The 16,119-nt window shown below is 56.7% G+C and carries 18 protein-coding genes; 4 read left to right on the top strand and 14 right to left on the bottom strand.

Translation table 11 applies throughout. The features are described from left to right. Position 1: 1 nt before the first annotated feature. Entirely contained in the window at positions 2–631 is a 630-nt protein-coding gene (locus AC07Y9_RS23165; protein ID WP_256581006.1) for a fimbria/pilus chaperone family protein, read from the bottom strand. Between AC07Y9_RS23165 and AC07Y9_RS23160 the strand changes: the two genes are divergently transcribed. Next, a complete protein-coding gene (locus AC07Y9_RS23160) occupies positions 630–839 on the top strand; it encodes a hypothetical protein (protein WP_173679822.1) in 210 nt (69 codons plus the stop codon). The genes AC07Y9_RS23165 and AC07Y9_RS23160 overlap by 2 nt on opposite strands. 379 nt (positions 840–1,218) lie before the next feature. Here the strand turns inward: AC07Y9_RS23160 and AC07Y9_RS23155 are convergent, their stop codons facing one another. The 13 genes from AC07Y9_RS23155 to AC07Y9_RS23095 all read right to left on the bottom strand — a co-directional run bounded on the left by AC07Y9_RS23155 (position 1,219) and on the right by AC07Y9_RS23095 (position 14,521). Beyond that, positions 1,219–1,854, bottom strand: a complete 636-nt coding sequence (locus AC07Y9_RS23155) for a DUF1120 domain-containing protein (protein ID WP_081794179.1) — start codon at positions 1,852–1,854, stop codon at positions 1,219–1,221. A 257-nt stretch (positions 1,855–2,111) separates the two neighbouring features. Then, positions 2,112–2,474: a fimbria/pilus periplasmic chaperone gene (locus AC07Y9_RS23150; RefSeq protein ID WP_258538404.1), complete on the bottom strand. Its 363-nt coding sequence runs from the start codon at positions 2,472–2,474 to the stop codon at positions 2,112–2,114. A gap of 211 nt (positions 2,475–2,685) precedes the next feature. Further along, the gene (locus AC07Y9_RS23145) at positions 2,686–3,330 is read right to left on the bottom strand and encodes a DUF1120 domain-containing protein (protein WP_102681419.1); all 645 of its coding nucleotides are present in this window, start codon (positions 3,328–3,330) and stop codon (positions 2,686–2,688) included. Positions 3,331–3,679: 349 nt separating this feature from the next. Continuing rightward, positions 3,680–7,309: a transporter substrate-binding domain-containing protein gene (locus AC07Y9_RS23140; RefSeq protein ID WP_102681420.1), complete on the bottom strand. Its 3,630-nt coding sequence runs from the start codon at positions 7,307–7,309 to the stop codon at positions 3,680–3,682. Next, entirely contained in the window at positions 7,309–7,935 is a 627-nt protein-coding gene (locus AC07Y9_RS23135; RefSeq protein WP_102681421.1) for a response regulator transcription factor, read from the bottom strand. The genes AC07Y9_RS23140 and AC07Y9_RS23135 overlap by 1 nt, the downstream gene beginning before the upstream one ends. A 151-nt stretch (positions 7,936–8,086) precedes the next feature. Then, complete coding sequence (locus AC07Y9_RS23130; protein ID WP_102681422.1) at positions 8,087–9,289, bottom strand: EAL domain-containing response regulator; 1,203 nt, start codon at positions 9,287–9,289, stop codon at positions 8,087–8,089. 270 nt (positions 9,290–9,559) lie between these two features. Beyond that, positions 9,560–9,982, bottom strand: a complete 423-nt coding sequence (gene sseE, locus AC07Y9_RS23125; RefSeq protein WP_087091804.1) for a type III secretion system effector protein SseE — start codon at positions 9,980–9,982, stop codon at positions 9,560–9,562. Position 9,983: 1 nt separating this feature from the next. Then, positions 9,984–10,571 (bottom strand): type III secretion system translocon protein SseD, encoded by a 588-nt coding sequence (sseD, locus tag AC07Y9_RS23120; RefSeq protein WP_087091805.1) that lies wholly within the window; start codon positions 10,569–10,571, stop codon positions 9,984–9,986. A 16-nt stretch (positions 10,572–10,587) separates the two neighbouring features. After that, positions 10,588–12,075, bottom strand: coding sequence for a type III secretion system translocon subunit SseC family protein (gene sctE, locus AC07Y9_RS23115; RefSeq protein WP_102681423.1), 1,488 nt, complete (start codon positions 12,073–12,075; stop codon positions 10,588–10,590). After that, entirely contained in the window at positions 12,072–12,557 is a 486-nt protein-coding gene (locus AC07Y9_RS23110; protein ID WP_087091807.1) for a SycD/LcrH family type III secretion system chaperone, read from the bottom strand. The genes sctE and AC07Y9_RS23110 overlap by 4 nt, the downstream gene beginning before the upstream one ends. A 128-nt stretch (positions 12,558–12,685) precedes the next feature. Beyond that, positions 12,686–13,237 (bottom strand): type III secretion system translocon protein SseB, encoded by a 552-nt coding sequence (sseB, locus tag AC07Y9_RS23105; protein ID WP_081001567.1) that lies wholly within the window; start codon positions 13,235–13,237, stop codon positions 12,686–12,688. Between the two features lie 19 nt (positions 13,238–13,256). Further along, on the bottom strand, positions 13,257–13,616 hold the full coding sequence (locus AC07Y9_RS23100) for a hypothetical protein (RefSeq protein ID WP_087091808.1): 360 nt from the start codon (positions 13,614–13,616) through the stop codon (positions 13,257–13,259). A gap of 119 nt (positions 13,617–13,735) precedes the next feature. Beyond that, entirely contained in the window at positions 13,736–14,521 is a 786-nt protein-coding gene (locus AC07Y9_RS23095) for a secretion protein EspA (protein WP_158246004.1), read from the bottom strand. A 361-nt stretch (positions 14,522–14,882) separates the two neighbouring features. On the opposite strand from AC07Y9_RS23095, the gene AC07Y9_RS23090 reads away from it, so the two are divergent. The 3 genes from AC07Y9_RS23090 to AC07Y9_RS23080 form a co-directional block, all read left to right on the top strand. Further along, positions 14,883–15,611 (top strand): helix-turn-helix transcriptional regulator, encoded by a 729-nt coding sequence (locus AC07Y9_RS23090; protein ID WP_087091810.1) that lies wholly within the window; start codon positions 14,883–14,885, stop codon positions 15,609–15,611. 6 nt (positions 15,612–15,617) lie between these two features. Beyond that, complete coding sequence (gene sctF / locus AC07Y9_RS23085; protein WP_053280186.1) at positions 15,618–15,833, top strand: type III secretion system needle filament subunit SctF; 216 nt, start codon at positions 15,618–15,620, stop codon at positions 15,831–15,833. Continuing rightward, on the top strand, positions 15,830–16,119 hold a 290-nt coding region (locus AC07Y9_RS23080; protein ID WP_102681424.1), incomplete at its 3' end, for an EscG/YscG/SsaH family type III secretion system needle protein co-chaperone. The genes sctF and AC07Y9_RS23080, both read left to right, overlap by 4 nt.

Here is a 16,119-nt window from a genome sequence, read left to right as displayed (position 1 = left end):
ATCACTGCTTCTTCAGTGGCGCATCGAAAGGCGGGGTGGTGAAGCCGTAGGTGGTGACCGGGTAGATCCGCACCTTGGCGTCAGCGCTCAGGGTGGTGCCGGCGGGCAGCTCGAAGTGGTGGGTCTGCCCCGGCAGGATGTAACTGGCAGGCAGTTCCAGCTTGAGGTCGGCCGGCATCACGCTGAATGCCTGGTTGAGGCGCACCACGTAACGGCTGTCGTTCTTCACCGCCAGGTCGCGACCGTTGAGGCTCCACTCCAGCAAGGTCCAGGGGTCCTGCTTCTTCGGCAGATCCCCGGGGCTGATCAGCACCGGCAGGTTCTGGCGCACGGTGACGCCGATCTTCGCCTTGGCAGCGGGATCGGATTGCGGGATGCCCTCGAAGGTCACGCGCTTGAGTCGTTGGGTGGTAATCGGTTGCTCCGACTGGACGATAAAACGCACCAGTTGCTTTTCCCCGGCCTCGACCCGGGCCACGGGCGGGCTGACCACCAGCAGGCTGTCCTGATCTTCCGGTAGGTTCTCCAGCGAGGTGTAGAGCAACATGGCTTTGTCATCGCTGTTGGTGACATTCATGGTGCCTTCGCCATCGGCGACATTGACCAATACCACGGTGGATTCGGGCACCATGCCTGCCGCATGGGAAATATTACTTAATGCAACTAACACAAATGCAGCCAAGGAACACAAGCCAATTTTATATGAATACTTCATAGATAAACCCTCGCAAAAAATTCAACCACCTAATAACTATCGCGCTGCCCCACACAAAAAAATCCACTACCAAGGCAAGCAACACCAACAACATCACCTTAAGTTTAAAGAGATGAAACCTTAAAAACAGATGAATCAGCCCACAATCATGTAGGAAATTTCTCACGCAACTTTAATTATATAAAAATCACTTCCAGAGCGAATTAGACAAAGGAAGATCAGGTGACACCTTAGAGCGGCTCAACCGACTTTATTAAATCGCATCGACCTAAGAGTGCCGATATTTATCCGGCGTGTGCGTCGAGAGGGAGCGAAAAAATTGCCCAGCAGATAATATTTTCTTCCTTATCGAAAGAGATGCGACTTAAAGAAAAGCCCCAAAACCACTAAAGATTGACAAGCCATCTTTCATTAACAATTGACAAGAAAAAAACAGACCAATCCATAGGACACTTATATTTTTAGAATTACGCCCACACCTGTAGGCGCAATACTATCCATCGTTACAAGTAACGAACTATCATGGTCGTCAGACCATCCAGGGTAACCGAGCGGGTCATATCCAGCGTGCTGGTAGGGGCAATAACTGAAAGAACATTGATAGTGCCTGCATAGTTACTATAGGCGCCTGGAACCAGCGTTCCCTTTGGAGCATAGCTGTGAGTGCGTACGCCGTCAGGCACTATAGGGCTAATAGCACTCGCAAGTACCCAGGCCGCAGTATCATTGGTTCTACTAATAAGATCTACCGAAGCCCCATCTGCGGTAGTCCCGGCAGGAACGGGTGTCATAAGGAAAAACCCGATATTAGCCCCCATGTGTTTTCCAAGCCCATTATATGGAGCCCTGACAGTACTATCCCGGCGACTGTCAGTCCACGACATACCAATTCTAATAGGAGCATTACACGTAATGGTATAGCTAATGGTTCTGACGGCAAGTGCAGTCTCGGCAGTTGCGCTCAACGAGGCACCAGGAATCAAGCCGTAGTTAATAGTGCCACCACCTGCAAAAGTTGGCGTACAGGCAGTGGGTGCGATAGTACCAATCACCCGCAGATCGGCGGTATCGACAGCAAATGCACTAGTCGCGCTTAGCAGTAGCAAAGAACCCAGCAGTGTTTTCTTAGGGAAGCTCATGGCTAATCATCCGTATTAAGAACCTCAAAGAAAGGCTACTAGAGCAAAACGCAACGTTGTATCTGCCTTGCATCTATGACCTGGGCTCAGGGTAACGAGATCACTCATGCAGACGAATATGAAGTAGCCCAAGGGGATGTAGGAAATTTCCCAAGCAGTTGACGAAAAACAAGAAGAAAGAAACTGGATAAAGGAGGAATAAAGACTCGGGCCGTTACGGCCCTGTCACTGCAACTATTCCTCCGCGTCAACGGCTCTCAAGTGACCCGTTGTAGACGTTCAACCCTGTTGCCACCGCGGGCATTTCCTTTCTGGCGCACGGTGACGCCGATCTTCGCCTTGGCAGCGGGGTCGGATTGCGGGATGCCCTCGAAGGTCACGCGCTTGAGTCGTTGGGTAGTAATAGGTTGCTCAGACTGGACGATAAAACGCACCAGTTGCTTTTCCCCGGCCTCGACCCGGGCCACGGGTGGGCTGACCACCAGCAGGCTGTCCTGATCTTCCGGCAGGTTCTCCAGCGAGGTGTAGAGCAACATGGCTTTGTCATCGCTGTTGGTGACATTCATGGTGCCTTCGCCATAGGCGACATTGACCAATACCACGGTAGACTCGGGCACCATGCCGGCAGCCTGGGACATCGGGCTGATAGGGACCAACATGACGAGAAAGAGCAGTTTGGTCTTATCGAAAATATGAAAAATAATCCTCCAGTAAATTGAAAGCGCACTGCCCCTTGGGGGTCAAGAGAGACAAGTAAGAAAACAAAGGACAAGCGAAGAAAAAACGAAAGATCATATTGCGCCCCAAGTGGAGCGCAATATAAATACCGTATTACAGGTAGTTAACGGTCATAGTGGAGAGACCATCAAGAGTGACTTCAGTGTTCATATTGAGGTTTTGAGTCGGTGTAATTACCGAAGTCACACGAATTGTTCCGGCATATGTCGAGTAAGCCCCCGGCACCAATGTACCAACCGGTGCGTAGGAGTACTGTCGAATTCCATCATTCGCGACTGTACCGAGATTGGAAAGAATCCAAGGACCAGTCGCAGTATTTTTCTGGATTACATCGACAGCATTACCATCTGCGGTAGTACCAGCAACGACGTTGGCGATCTGATAGCGACCGATGTTAGTGCCATCATGCTGGCCGAGGCCAAAATAGTTAATAGCCGGCGCCGCTCCTGTTGTAGCTGTACCTGCCCGAGCATCGCGCCAGGTTGTAGAAATCACAAGAGGAGCATTACAAGTAATGGTGTAAGCAACGTCCCGCGCAGCCAAAGTGGTCTCGGTAGTTTGGCCCAGAGAAGCGGGAGGAATGGCACCATAGTTAACAGTTGCACCACCCGTAAAAACCGGAGTACAAGCACTTGGTGCAATAGTACCAATAACACGCAGATCCGCATTATCTGCAAGCACACTGGTAGCGCCCAGCAACAACACAGAACCCAACATTACCTTCTTAGGAAAGTTCATCACATTTACCTATTAATAAAATACAAGGATAAAGACAGGCAGTGAGCTCAAGGCTGTTCATCTCGTTAGCTTGTTCTCTATTACCCGGGAACCAGAATAAGCAAGGGCCAAGCGTGGCAGTACTCGAATCAGCCCAAGTCTTTGTAGGAAATTTCCGGAGGCCTGAAGTGGCACGGAATAAGATCCCAGAGCATCGTATTGAAACCAACACATTGCACGTTCCTCTGCGCAACCTTGTATACAGTGCGATTTTAAACTAGGAAGTTTCGAGACTCCGGGCGATTGCGGCCCTGTCACTTAACTGTGCGAGAAGCCCCAGGCTAACGCCCGGTTCTGCGCCTTAGTGGGTCTAGATGGCCCCGGAGTAAGTGTCCAACACCATCGCCAGCGCGGACATTTCCTCTTTCAACGCAGCACCCGCCCGCTGCAGGGCCTGCCCGTCTGCCTTCGCTTCACAGGCCGCCTCCAGCTGCTCGCAGGCCAGGATCAGGCGTCGCGCCTTGACGATGCGCGCGCCGCCCTTGACCTTGTGCGCCAGGTCGGAGAGTTCCTGCCCGTCCTGGGTGGAGCAATCTTCGGCCAGCCGGGCCATGTCCTGCTGGTTGCTCAGCGCCAGGTCGTTCAGCAGCTCGCGCATCGCTGCCTGATCGCCGCGGACCAGTTTTTCCAGGGCGGCGAAGTCGATGTCGTCGGCCTGCTCCTCGGCGGCCTGATCCGCCGGCACCGCCACGACGACCGGCTCGAACCGGTCCAGGCGCTGCTTGAGCGACTCCAGGCTGATGGGCTTGAACAGGCAGTCGTCCATGCCCGCCTCCAGGCACCGGGTCTTTTCATCCGGTTGCGCGTTGGCGGTAAAGCCGATGATCAGGCACGGCGCCAGGCGCCGGTCCGCTTCCTCGGCACGGATCGCGCGCGACAGGGCATAGCCGTTCATGATCGGCATATTGCAGTCGGTGATCACCACATCGAAACGCTGCTTGCGCCAGGCGCGCAAGCCATGGGCACCGTCCTGGGCCTCGACCATCTCGTGGCCCAGGTAGCCCAGCTGCTTGGACAGCAGCAGGCGGTTGGCCGGGTAGTCGTCGACCACCAGAATCTTCAGTGGCTGCTGGAGCGAGGCTTCAGTCGCAGAGGCTGCTTCAGGGGGCAGCGGCTCGAGGACCGGCATCTGCAGCAGTACTTCGATCTGCGTGCCCTGCCCCAGCACGCTGTGCAAGTGCAGTTGCCCGCCCATCATTTCGCAGAGGGTGCGGCTGATGACCAGCCCCAGGCCCGAGCCGCTGCGGCCGGACTGGTTGTTGTTGCTAGCCTGGGTAAAGGGGCTGAACAGGCGCTGCTGGTCCTCGATGGAAATGCCCTGGCCACTGTCCTCCACCCGCAGCCGTATCGACAGCGGCTCGCCGGAGGTGTCTTCCAGCACTTCCAGGAACAGGCGCACCTCGCCTTCGGCGGTGAACTTGATGGCGTTGCTGACCAGGTTGGAAATGACCTGCTTTAAACGCAGCGGGTCGATCGACACATCGCAATCGGCGCGGGCATCCAGCGTCAGCTCCAGCTTCAGCTGTTTCTGCTCCGCCAGGCCCTCGAAGATCCGCGCCACCGACCTGACCAGTTCCCTGAGGTTGGCGCGGCCCGGGGTCAGGGACAGTTTGCCGGACTCGATGCGGGCGATGTCGAGGATGTCGCCTATCAGGTCCAGCAGGCCGTGGGCGGCCCCCGACGCGACCTCGATGGCAAAGCGGTCGAGCACGCCCTGGTCGGACTTTTTCAGGGCCAGTTCGAGCATGCCGATCACCGCGTTCAGCGGCGTGCGGATTTCATGGCTCATGGTCGCCAGGAAGGTGGTCTTGGCCCGGTTGGCTTCCTGGACCATGCCCAGCAGTTGCTCGCGCTCGCTGACATCGATCCAGCCGGCGATCATGCCGGTGATGGTCCCTTCGCTGTCCTTGTACGGCAGCATCCAGTGATAGATCGTCAGATGGCGACCATCGGGCAGGACCAGCGCGCGATCCTGGACTTTCGACACATCGTCGCGCAGCACCTGCAGATACTCGTCGTGGTAGGCAGCGGCTTCGGCGCTGTCGGCAAACACGCTTTCAGTGATGCGTTTACCCAGCACCTCGTCGTTGCTCAGGCCCAGGACCTCGAGGTAACTGGAGTTGCAGATCACCATGCGCGCTTCGAGGTCACGCACGTAGATCGGATGCGGCGTGCCGTCGATCAGCACCCGCATGAACTCCAGCTGGTTGTTCAGCGCCCGCTCGGCCACTTCGCGCCGATGGATCAAGCGGCGCAGGTAGGCGATCCAGACGAACGCCAGCAGCAGCAACACACCGGCGATAAAGAAGCCCTGGACGATCGCGTCGCGATTGCGCAGCCAGAAGGTGTCGTCGATCACCACCTCGCTGCGCCAGCGATTGGTGATCTCGGCCATTTCTTCCGGCGAGATGCTCAGCAGGGCCTTTTCCAGGATGGCGTACAGTTCCAGGTCGCCGCGCTTGGTGACGAAGGCGAACCGGGCGGGCTCGATGCCCACGGTGCTGGTGACCTGCAAGCGGTCCCGATACTGCCGGGAAATCATGTAGCGCGCGCTGAGCAGGGAGTTGGCGCCGGCATCGACCTCGCCCTTGGCGACCATCGCCATGACCTGGGCCGCATTGTCCGCATAGACGATCTGCACCTGCGCAAAACGGCTGGCAATGTAGTCGGTGAGGAACATGCCGCGAATGATCGCCAGGCGTTTGCCGGCCATGTCATCCAGGGTCGCCGGGCTCTGCGGACCGATGCGGGTGATCAATACATAAGGTGTCGACAGATAAGGCCGGGTGAAGCGCATATGCCCTTCCCGCTCGGCACTCGGGGTCAAGGCGGCCAGCAGATCGACCTTGCCGGCCTGCAGGTTGTCGATCTGCCGGGCCATCGAGGTGCCGCGCACCATGTCGAACTTCAAGCCGGTGCGCAGGCTGACCTTGGCCAGCACGTCGGCGCTGACGCCGCGCAGGGCGCCTTTCTTGTCGAAGAACGACAGCGGCAGGAAGTTCTCCATCGCCGCCACCGTGACCCTGGGGTGCTGTTCCAGCCAGCGCTGCTCCTTGGGCGTGAGGTGCAGGCGATTCTGCCCCGGGATATTCATCTCGGAGGCCCCCCAGCGCCGCAGGATGGCCATGCGCTCGCCGATGGGAATCGCCGCGATGGCGGCATTGGTGATGCCCAGCAGCCGGGTGTTGCGGGCGGACAAGGCAAAGGCAAAGCGGCTGCCCTCCAGCCGCGAGAAGTCGCTGAGCTGGACGTTGTTCAGGTAGTTCATGCCGATCAGGTAGTTGGCGCTGATGGCATCGCCGAGGTAGGCGTCGGCCTTGCCGAAGGCCACGGCGCCGATCGCGCTCAACGTCGAAGGGTAGAGTTGCAGCTCGGCATCGGGATAGGCGCGGCTGACACTCTGCGGCGGCAGGTAGTGGTACAGCATGGAGATCTTTTTCCCCGCCATGTCCCCGGTAAACGAAGCGCCTTCGTCGCTACGGGTGACGATCATCGGTTGATCGTCGGCATAGGCGGCCGACATCACCAGCTCGGGGTCGGTCTCTTCGAAGCCGTTGGCGGTGCCCAGCAGGTCGACTTCACCGTCTTTCAACGCACGGATCACATCGGCCCTGGACGGGAAGCGACGCACCTGCACCTGGACATGCAGCAGCTGCGCCAGCAGCCCCACGTAATCGGCGGTCAACCCTTCGTAATCGCGACCGGTGCCGGTCACGTCGAAGGGCGGGTAATCCGGCGCCGAAATCCCCAGGTACAAGGTGCCTTTTTTGCGCAACCAGCTCCAGTCCGCCTCGGCCAGCTCGACCTGGTGTTCACCCAGACTGGAGCGCCCGAGCAATTGCAGGGTTTCCGCCTCGGCCTCATCAGCGGCGTGGGCCACCACGAATACCGGCGACAGCAGCACCAGCAGGGCCAGGCACAAGCGCAGTGAAGACTTCATCAGATCAGGTTATTACGCTTGGCCAGTTCCGCCAGGTGCACCAGCGAGCTCACATTGAGCTTCTCGATCAGCCGGGCCTTGTAGGTGCTGATGGTCTTGTTGCTCAGGAGCAAATCGTCACCGATCTGCTTGTTGCTCAAGCCTTTGGCCAGTTGCTGCAGGATCGACAGTTCCCGGTCGGAAAGGCTCTCGATCAACGCCTGTTCCGAGGCTTCCACGTCCCCCCTGCGGACCGAGTTCAGGGTCAGGTCGGGGAAGAAGGTATAGCCGGACTTGATGGCGTTGATGGCCTTCACCAGTTCGTCCAGGTCATCGGCCTTCGACACGTAGCCGGCGGCCCCCGCCCGCATGCAGCGTATCGAAAAGAACACCGGGGACAAGGACGTCAGGACCAGGACCTTCACCGGCAGCTTCAACGCCGAGATGCGGTTGAGGGCATCCAGGCCGTCGACCCCCGGCATGGAGATATCCAGCAGCACCAGGTTGGGCTGATGTTCGCGGGTCAGCTGGACGGCCGAGGCGCCATTGTCGGTCTCCGCCACGACCTCGTACTGCTCCTGCTTGAGGATCATCCTCACGGTCGAACGAATGAACGGGTGATCGTCCACAATCACGGCTTTGAGCATAGGAGCCTCTGGAAATGGGGGAACGGGAATCGAGTCGGGAAGGGATCACGGCACTCCACGGATAACGCCTGATATCCCGCTACGGCTTTTAGCATATATGAGCTTTTACAAAGCGGCGCTTCGTGTGTTTTCCTCACCCGCGCAGCGCTGGCTAACCCTCTTCCTGCCCGGCGATGGTGGGTGCCCGCAGCCACGTTAACAGCTCATGGGAAGACATGGGCTGGGCGTAGTAAAAACCCTGACCTACTTCACATCCCATATTGATCAGTGCGTAGCACTCTTGCTGATTGCTCACCCCTTCGATCACCAGGGACATACTCAGTGAGCGGGCCAAGGCCACCGTGCTGGCAATCACCGCTTTACTGCGCGGCTCGTGGATGCTGCGGACAAATTCACCGTCCAGCTTGATCTCGCTGAAAGGTAATTGGCAGAGCAGTTTCAGCGAGGAAAAACCCACGGCGAAATCATCGATCGACAGCCCGCAGCCCATGACCCGCAAACGCAGCAGGCTCTCCTGAATCCTCGGCTGGATCTCCAGCAGACCGTTCTCCGCCAATTCGAAGGTCAGGGCCGCAGCCGATACCCGATGGCGCTTGAGCGCCTGGCGAATATGGTCGGTCAGCCCCGCCTCCAACAGTTGCGATGCATGCAGGTTGAACGACATCTCCAGCGGGCGCCCGCCCCGCTGCAACATGCCCAGCAGGCTCAGGCCCTGTTCCAGCAATTGCTTGAACATCTCGTCGATCAGGTCGTAGGCCAGCACGGCCGCGAGAAAATCCCTGGGCAGCAGCAAGCCCTTCGACGGGTGCTGCCAGCGCGCCAGGACTTCAGCCCCGGCCACCTGACCATTGGCCAGGAAAAACTTGGGCTGGAAGAACGCGCGGAACTCGCCCAGGGCCAGCCCGCGGCGAATGTCTTCTTCGTTGGGCAAGCTCGTCACTGGCACAGGCGCCGCTGCCGCCGCCTGGCATTGGTGCTGGTAACGCTGCAGGATCTTTTGCAGGGCCTTGGCCTGTATCGGCGTACTCAGGGTTCCCAGCAGTTCCACCCCGGAAAACGAGGCCATCTGTTCGATGGCCCGGCGCAACTGTGGTTGAAACTCGCAGTAGAGAATCACTGCCCGGACCATCGACAGCTGGCCCACGCAGTTGAGGAAATCCAGGCAGTCCATGCCCATGTGGGCCAGGTCGCACAGAGCCACATCCACCTGGCCCTGGCGTTGCATCAAGGCTAGCGCCTGTTCTCCGCTGCTGGCCTGCAAAATATCGAAAACACCCAGTTGCTGCAGCGCAGCGACCACGGCACTGCGCTGAGCCGAGTGTTTTTCTAAAACCAGAATACGCAGGGAGGTCATCGTTCGTCTGCCATTGCCATGGAGCCAGGGACAGGCATTCTGCTGATGGATAGCTCAGGGATAAGCAGGGAGGTTCTCAGAGACGTGTAGGAATTTTCCCAACCAATGCACTTACAGCTGTCAGAGTACTGTCAGCAAGCATCAACGGTTGCCGAGTCGGCCAGCCGCCTCACCTGCAGTGGGTCGTTGATTTCCAGGGGGTGAACATCGGGACAAGCAAATGTGAAGGGCACACTCAAGTGCCCTTCCTCTTGTTCAATGCTAATACGGCTATGCCATCTTCGAAGCGAGTGGATAAACCAACCAGGACTCTCCATCGATCTCTTGCCAGGATGCACCTTTGGCCATCAATACATTCGCCAGCCGCTCACGAACCTGATTGATTTCCGAGTTGGCAATACTATTGATGAATCGTCCTCGCACCGAATAAAGCTCTTTGACATAGCGCTCGATCCGGTGGATCAAAAAGATGAACTGGGAAACCGCTCCGCTCGTTCCCTTGGCCCCTTCGATGGCGGTGAAGCTGCACACCGTCAAGGTATTGTCTTCAAACCGGTAGACCAGTTCGAAATCTCCCAAGTGAACCTGCCACCCCACGACAAAATCGCTTTTTTCAAAATAGGCGACTTCTGGCTGCAACCCTTGCAGCTTGAGAAATAGCGTGACCGGATCAATGGATTGGAGAGCAGGCATCTCACTTCGTCCTCATCTGCACGGCATTGGCCATCCGCTCATAGAGGCCGACCAGTTCACGGGTTGCATCGCGTAATTGTCGGGACGCCTCGGCGGCACGATCGGCGGTGGCCGCCACGTTTTTCGCGAAGTTTTCCGCGGCGTTGGCTTGGAACTCTCCGAGTAATTGAGCTTGTTGCGCGTCACGACTGACGCCTGCCGCCGCAACGCCGCCAAGTCCCTCGGTAGCTTTGCCCAGTCCAGTGGTTGCCGACGACGCCAGCTGGCTTCCGGTCAAGGAACCACCAAAACTCACGACGCCAGACACAATTTGCCCGATCGCACCTGTCATCGCCGCCTTGAAAGTCGATTCAATCGCGTCCTGTTTGGTTTCCAGCGCCTTGAGTTGTTTGTCGAAGGCATTCTTCTGCATGTCATCGTGAAATCCGCGCAAGGTATCGCGCATCTCGATGTTCATTTTCTTCATCAACATAATGATTTCGTTGATGCGGGTGAATGCGTTGTCCCCTATGTCGACGGTCCGGGTATCCGCTGCATCCTGCACGGGCAAAGAAGCGGCCAACGCTTGAGTATTCACTGTAGTGGTCATCTTTCTTCTCCTGGTATCAAACCATTGCCGAGGCAATCTGCACTTGCACCGCACCGGCTTGTGCGATGGCCTTGCTGCCGTCCTGGACAACTTGGGATTGTCCTTCGATCAGTTCGCCAATCCGCTTCATGGCGGCGTCTTTTTCGTCTTTATAGAAAGTGAAAAGCGACTGCAGCCATTGCTGATCGAGCATCAGTTGGCTGATCTCTTTCTGCAGCCTGGCGCGGTCCACCGCCAGTGCTCCAGAGGTGATCTGGCTGGCGCCGGCCACCGCGCTGCGCGTGACGTTGACTGCGGTATAGGTCGAAGCCTTGAGCGCAACTTGCAGCACTTCGCGATTGATCTCTTTGGTCACGGCCTTGGTCACTTCCTTGGCAGTCATTTCCACGCCTTTGTCGATCGCGCCGTGTCCGACTTTTTTCACCGCGTTGGTCACCAACTGTTCGATGGCCTCCTGGGAAAACTTCTCCAACATCCGGTTTACACCAAGCTGCTGCACGATCTTCTGCGCCGCTTCCTTGCCCGCCGTCTTCGTCGCTTCCATCGCAGCCTTGCCCAGGCTCTGGGCAATTTGAGCGGAAACCTGCGATGCCACTTCCTTGCCGACCATCTTCGCGGTCTGGTCGATTGCGCCTTTGCTCCCAGCCTTGATACCGGCCACCAGGGCCTGTTCGGCACCCTCCTTGAGAACCGTGCCGGCGACTTTCGGAATCACCTTGGTCATCAACATATTGCGCGCGGCGCTGGTGATATCGATCACGGCCCCGGCAATTTCAAAACCCAGTTGGATCTTGCCGGCGACATCGGCGATCGCCTTGTACTTCTCGGCATTGTCGGGATCGATCAGGGCCATGGTGTTGGCTGCCGCCTTGACCACACCAGCGAGCCCCGCCATCAAGTCCATCGCTCCGCCGGCAGCCGTCATGACGTTACCGGTCAGTGCCCCACCGATGATCTTCGCCACCCCGGTGACAATTTCAACGGCAGCGATGACCCAATCGAAGATCACGCCGAAGATGCCTGCCTTCTTGGCTTTCTCCTGCTGTTCGATGGCTTTGTCCATCTGCTCGCGGAAGTCGGCAACCTCTTGCTGACGCACCCTCTCCTGCTTGTCCGTCATGATCGCCAGGGCCTTGGACTTGGCCATGGCGGTACTGCCGAGGATTTCGCTGGACAGGAGTGTCGAGGCCAACATGATCGAGTCCATCGGAATCTTTTCGAGATCCTTGAGGCTGATCGGCGTAGCGCTTTCGTTCTTCAGCGGAACATTCGCAAAGATCCGATCCAGGGCCTTCATTGCCTCAAGCTGCGACACCTGGACTTTCGGTGGCGGCGGCGTATTGACCCGCGAATGCTGCTGGCTGATATCACCGAATACACTCGATGGATCGCGCGAACCACGGGCCCCTGTTCGCGCCTCCGGGGATATGCTCGGGGTGTCCGGGACCAGTATCTGTTCGGTTTGCGGCGCCGCCAGCGGGCGCAGATTCAAGGTGATGCTCATGCCGATACCTCCACCGCACAATGAGCCAGCAACTGCGCGGCACTGTGCTGAATGACCTCATGTTCAGGTTGTTGGTTGCACCATTTGATCGCGGCATTGAAGGCTTTGCGGGCACACTCGATCTGCCCCAGAAGGCTATGGCTAATACCTGCGAAATAGGCGGAACGTGGATCATCCACATTGATCATCCCGGCCCGGCCGAAACTGCTGACCGCCTCTTCATGCAGGCCCAGGCGCTGATTGCACAGCCCCAGCGCCAACCAGCACTCAAAGTTCCAGTGGTCGATGCGCACCAGCAAGGAGTAAACATTGCGCGCGGCGTGCATATCGCCGGTGTGGAACAGCTGCGTCGCGTAGGCATATAGCTTGTCGATATCGCCTTGCGTGATATCAGCCAACATGCGAATCGAGCCACCACGCGCAAAGAAGTGCCGAAGCACTTCGTGGTCGTCCTGACCGGCACTGCAAATAGGTTGTGTCATGAGGACTCCTTGCAATAACAACCAATTTATCTGCCCCCCTCTCCCTGTCGCTGTTACAGGGGGCGGCAAGGCAATTACCCTCCATGGCTGGCCACGACGGAAAACCGGGTGGCCAGCGCGTTATCCAATCAGCGGATAGCCGAGGCGGTACCCTTGGTCATTTCAGCGAGCATGCTTTGCATGCTTTGCGTCAGTTGGTTGGAGGTGCTGTAGTTCTGCATCACTTGCTGCAGCTTCAACTGGCTTTGCTGGTTGAAGTCGGTGGCCCGTCCCGCCACGGTTTCCAACGAAGACTTGACCATCATCAGGTCGCCCTTATCGAGCTTGCCGCCCTTCCCCTCCATGAACTCGTCGATAGTCTTGCCATCGACCAGGATGTTGTTGGCCTTCATGTAGTCAATGACACTTGGCGGCAGCTCACCCTTGCTTTCCGGCTTGTCCAGCTTGGCCATGACCCCTTCCACCAGGTTGGCCTTCTCTTGTGCATCACGAGCGATTTCGGACTTCTTGTTCATCTGTGCGAACAGATCATTACCCGATTGAGTCAACTGCAACATGATGTTTTGCATGGTCTGAAGGCCATTGCTGAACATCGATTGCGAATTCACGATCGACTGCGGGGTTGGCTGCACGGAGCCCAGGGAGTTGACCGGAGTAAATTTATTTACAATAGGATCCATCGTGTTTTCTCCAAAGGATTCAAGCAAAGTTTCGACTGAGTTTTTTCAGCAGGTTGTTTTTTACCGCGGGTACTTCTTTTTCTGACGAGTCTTGTTGAAGAGTGGACAACGCATGCAGTTGCTCTCCAACCTTTTTCAGGCTTGCTTCGGATTTCGCCATTTTCTCGACAAGTCGACGCTGGGAATCATTTCCCTCGCGATTCATATAGTCATTCAACTTGTTCAGCTTCTTCCTGGCGTCTGGATCGACATCCGCACGCCGTTGAAGCTCGGAAACTTCCAACTGCAGCTTTTCCAACTCCTGGGTTTGCCGGCTAAATACCGACTTATTTCTCCCCAGTTCCACCAGCATGGTTTTGAGTTTTTCCACATGGTCCATTCGCCACTCCCTCAGGACAAAACCAGATTAGCCCGCCACCGACACCAATACTTATAAAAGTCGATGACGTTTTACTTTTTTGCCGATTATTTGTTGCCAGGATTATTGCGTACTTGAGGTCAACGAATAGCCGATGCGGTGCCCTTGGTCATTTCAGCCAACATGCTTTGCATGCTTTGTGTCAATTGGTTGGAGGTGCTGAAGTTCTGCATGACTTGTTGCAACTTCAGCTGGCTTTGCTGGTTGAAGTCCGTTGCCCGTCCAGCCACCGATTCGAGGGAGGACTTGACCATCATCAAGTCGCCCTTATCGAAAGCCATGGAGTCTTCAAGCGCCTGGCGAATGCTGTTCATATGCTCCAGGCTGACCTTTTTACCGCTCTGGAAATTGACTTCCGGCAGCCCCCAGACATAGTCGGACGCCTTCTTGCCTTCAACGGTTATGCCGTTCTTGTCCATGTAGGTGATCACTTCCTGCCAGGAGCGGGTTTCCATGCCCTCGGGGCCGGATGCGGCAATCTTGGCCATCAGTGTCTCAAGGCTTGCCTGCGCCCCTGAGCGCTCTCCCATGAACTCATCAATGGTCTTGCCGTCCACCAGAATATTATTGGCGCGCATATAAGCCACCGTACTCTCCGGCAGCGCCAACTTATCCCCTGGCTTTACCAGCCTGGACATAACGGCCTCAACCTGATTAGCCATCTCTTGCGCATCGCGAGCAATTTCGGACTTCTTGTTCATCTGTGCAAACAGGTCGTTACCCGACTGAGTTAGTTGCAACATGATGTTCTGCATGCTCATCAAGCCGTTACTGAACATGGATTGAGGATTGGCAACGGACTGTGGTGTTGGACGCATGCCCTCCAGGGGGCTGTTTGGAGTGGTTGCTGTTACGACCATATTCATATGCGTATTCCCAATGGTATTAATCTCGACCATGGCCAATACATTGGCGACCCATCTACTGAATAATGGTTCGCCGATACATCACCAGGCTTCGTTTATCACCACGAATAGAAAGCCATGAATCCTGAACTTCCTTTCACAGTGACAGCCTGATAATACAACCCACCCATTTCCACTCTTCTGAATTCCCTTCAAACATTCCTTTTTTTACCGAAGCGTCAACGCCTTACATATTTAGTCAATCCCTGATGAATTTGACGTACTCCGGGTCTTATCTTTCAGGTAATCACCTGATGCATATTTTCCAGTACTCGCGTGACCATGGTGCTCACTCAGACAGTGATCCAGGACGGGAGGACCGATGCGGGCAGTACGACTTCTATTCGGAAAGTACGGCGGCAAGGTACATGTCGACGGCACAGTACAACTCATACCGCCAAACTCCGTCGTCGTGGCGAGCAGCGAAGCAGCGCCTTGCAGTACCAACAGCGACCTCCAGTACTTCGACTTCTACCCCGCCGACTTCAAGCACCTGTACGCCGATGTAGTGGACTTGCTCGGTGTCACCCACGGCACCCTGTTCTGGCGGGCGCCCATCCGCATGGTGAAGGCGCAGGATGACGTGATCGGCGTGCTTGAACTGCTGGCCAAGGGAACCCCCGATACATTGCTGCGCTTTGCCTATATCTATTGCCTGGGCGTGGACCGGCGCTATTTCTCTGCCCTGTTGCAACACATCATGACCGGAGACGAGCCGTTCTATGAGTTCATCGAAACCCACGCCCTGAATCAGTGGTCGGTTGCTCGCTATGCACTGGAATTCAACATGCCGCTACGCAAGTTCAATCTGTTGTTCCAGGAAAAATACGGCCTTTCCGCAAAACGCTGGCTCCTGGAGCATCGACTGACCCGCGCCCGTGAATTGCTCCTGTCCACCCCGATGCGGGTACTGGACATCGCCCTTGAATGCGGTTTCTCCAATCACGGGCATTTCACCGAAAGCTTCCGCAAGCGTTATCTGTGCAATCCCACCCAGTATCGCCTGCGAGCCCAAGCCACCCTCACTCCAGCCATCAGCCATGCGGGATAACGGATCATGGACATCGAAACCGTCAATAACCAGCTCTCGCAAATGGTCGAAAAGGCCGGCAATGAGGTCCAGTCAAAGCTGACCGCCGCCGACATGAACGACCCGGCGCGGATGCTCCAGGCGCAGTTTGCGATTCAGCAATATTCAACCTTCGTCACTTATCAAAGTGCGGTGATGAAAGCGGTCAAGGACATGCTTTCAGGGATCATTCAAAAAATATGAAGGTCCTTGAGCGCGATGTGTGTCGCATTGTCTGCGAGACCGGCCTGGCGGCGGTCAATCACGGTTTTGTCGAACAGGTCGAAACCATTCGCAGCGCCCTGCCCCACCTGGTGAGCGACCCCGCGGACCTGCGGATTCTGCAAGCGACCTTACTGATCGGCCTGTCACGCAGACATGAAGCGCTGGCGTTGTTGGCCGGCGACGCCTCGGACGAAGCCAACACGCTTCGGCGCTTGATCGAAAGCGCCTCCCAGGACGCGCTAACCATCCCTGCGCAGCCCACCCC

The organism is Pseudomonas sp. GW456-L12 (assembly GCF_059424045.1).
This window is presented reverse-complemented; position numbering and strand designations above follow the sequence as displayed.

Bases quoted from the DNA above. Each gene is read 5' to 3' on its own strand.
- AC07Y9_RS23160 (WP_173679822.1), top strand. From the start codon at position 630: ATGCCTGCCGCATGGGAAATATTACTTAATGCAACTAACACAAATGCA.
- AC07Y9_RS23165 (WP_256581006.1), bottom strand. From the start codon at position 631: ATGGTGCCCGAATCCACCGTGGTATTGGTCAATGTCGCCGATGGCGAA.
- AC07Y9_RS23155 (WP_081794179.1), bottom strand. From the start codon at position 1,854: ATGAGCTTCCCTAAGAAAACACTGCTGGGTTCTTTGCTACTGCTAAGC.
- AC07Y9_RS23150 (WP_258538404.1), bottom strand. From the start codon at position 2,474: ATGGTGCCCGAGTCTACCGTGGTATTGGTCAATGTCGCCTATGGCGAA.
- AC07Y9_RS23145 (WP_102681419.1), bottom strand. From the start codon at position 3,330: ATGAACTTTCCTAAGAAGGTAATGTTGGGTTCTGTGTTGTTGCTGGGC.
- AC07Y9_RS23140 (WP_102681420.1), bottom strand. From the start codon at position 7,309: ATGAAGTCTTCACTGCGCTTGTGCCTGGCCCTGCTGGTGCTGCTGTCG.
- AC07Y9_RS23135 (WP_102681421.1), bottom strand. From the start codon at position 7,935: ATGCTCAAAGCCGTGATTGTGGACGATCACCCGTTCATTCGTTCGACC.
- AC07Y9_RS23130 (WP_102681422.1), bottom strand. From the start codon at position 9,289: ATGACCTCCCTGCGTATTCTGGTTTTAGAAAAACACTCGGCTCAGCGC.
- sseE (WP_087091804.1), bottom strand. From the start codon at position 9,982: ATGCCTGCTCTCCAATCCATTGATCCGGTCACGCTATTTCTCAAGCTG.
- sseD (WP_087091805.1), bottom strand. From the start codon at position 10,571: ATGACCACTACAGTGAATACTCAAGCGTTGGCCGCTTCTTTGCCCGTG.
- sctE (WP_102681423.1), bottom strand. From the start codon at position 12,075: ATGAGCATCACCTTGAATCTGCGCCCGCTGGCGGCGCCGCAAACCGAA.
- AC07Y9_RS23110 (WP_087091807.1), bottom strand. From the start codon at position 12,557: ATGACACAACCTATTTGCAGTGCCGGTCAGGACGACCACGAAGTGCTT.
- sseB (WP_081001567.1), bottom strand. From the start codon at position 13,237: ATGGATCCTATTGTAAATAAATTTACTCCGGTCAACTCCCTGGGCTCC.
- AC07Y9_RS23100 (WP_087091808.1), bottom strand. From the start codon at position 13,616: ATGGACCATGTGGAAAAACTCAAAACCATGCTGGTGGAACTGGGGAGA.
- AC07Y9_RS23095 (WP_158246004.1), bottom strand. From the start codon at position 14,521: ATGAATATGGTCGTAACAGCAACCACTCCAAACAGCCCCCTGGAGGGC.
- AC07Y9_RS23090 (WP_087091810.1), top strand. From the start codon at position 14,883: ATGCGGGCAGTACGACTTCTATTCGGAAAGTACGGCGGCAAGGTACAT.
- sctF (WP_053280186.1), top strand. From the start codon at position 15,618: ATGGACATCGAAACCGTCAATAACCAGCTCTCGCAAATGGTCGAAAAG.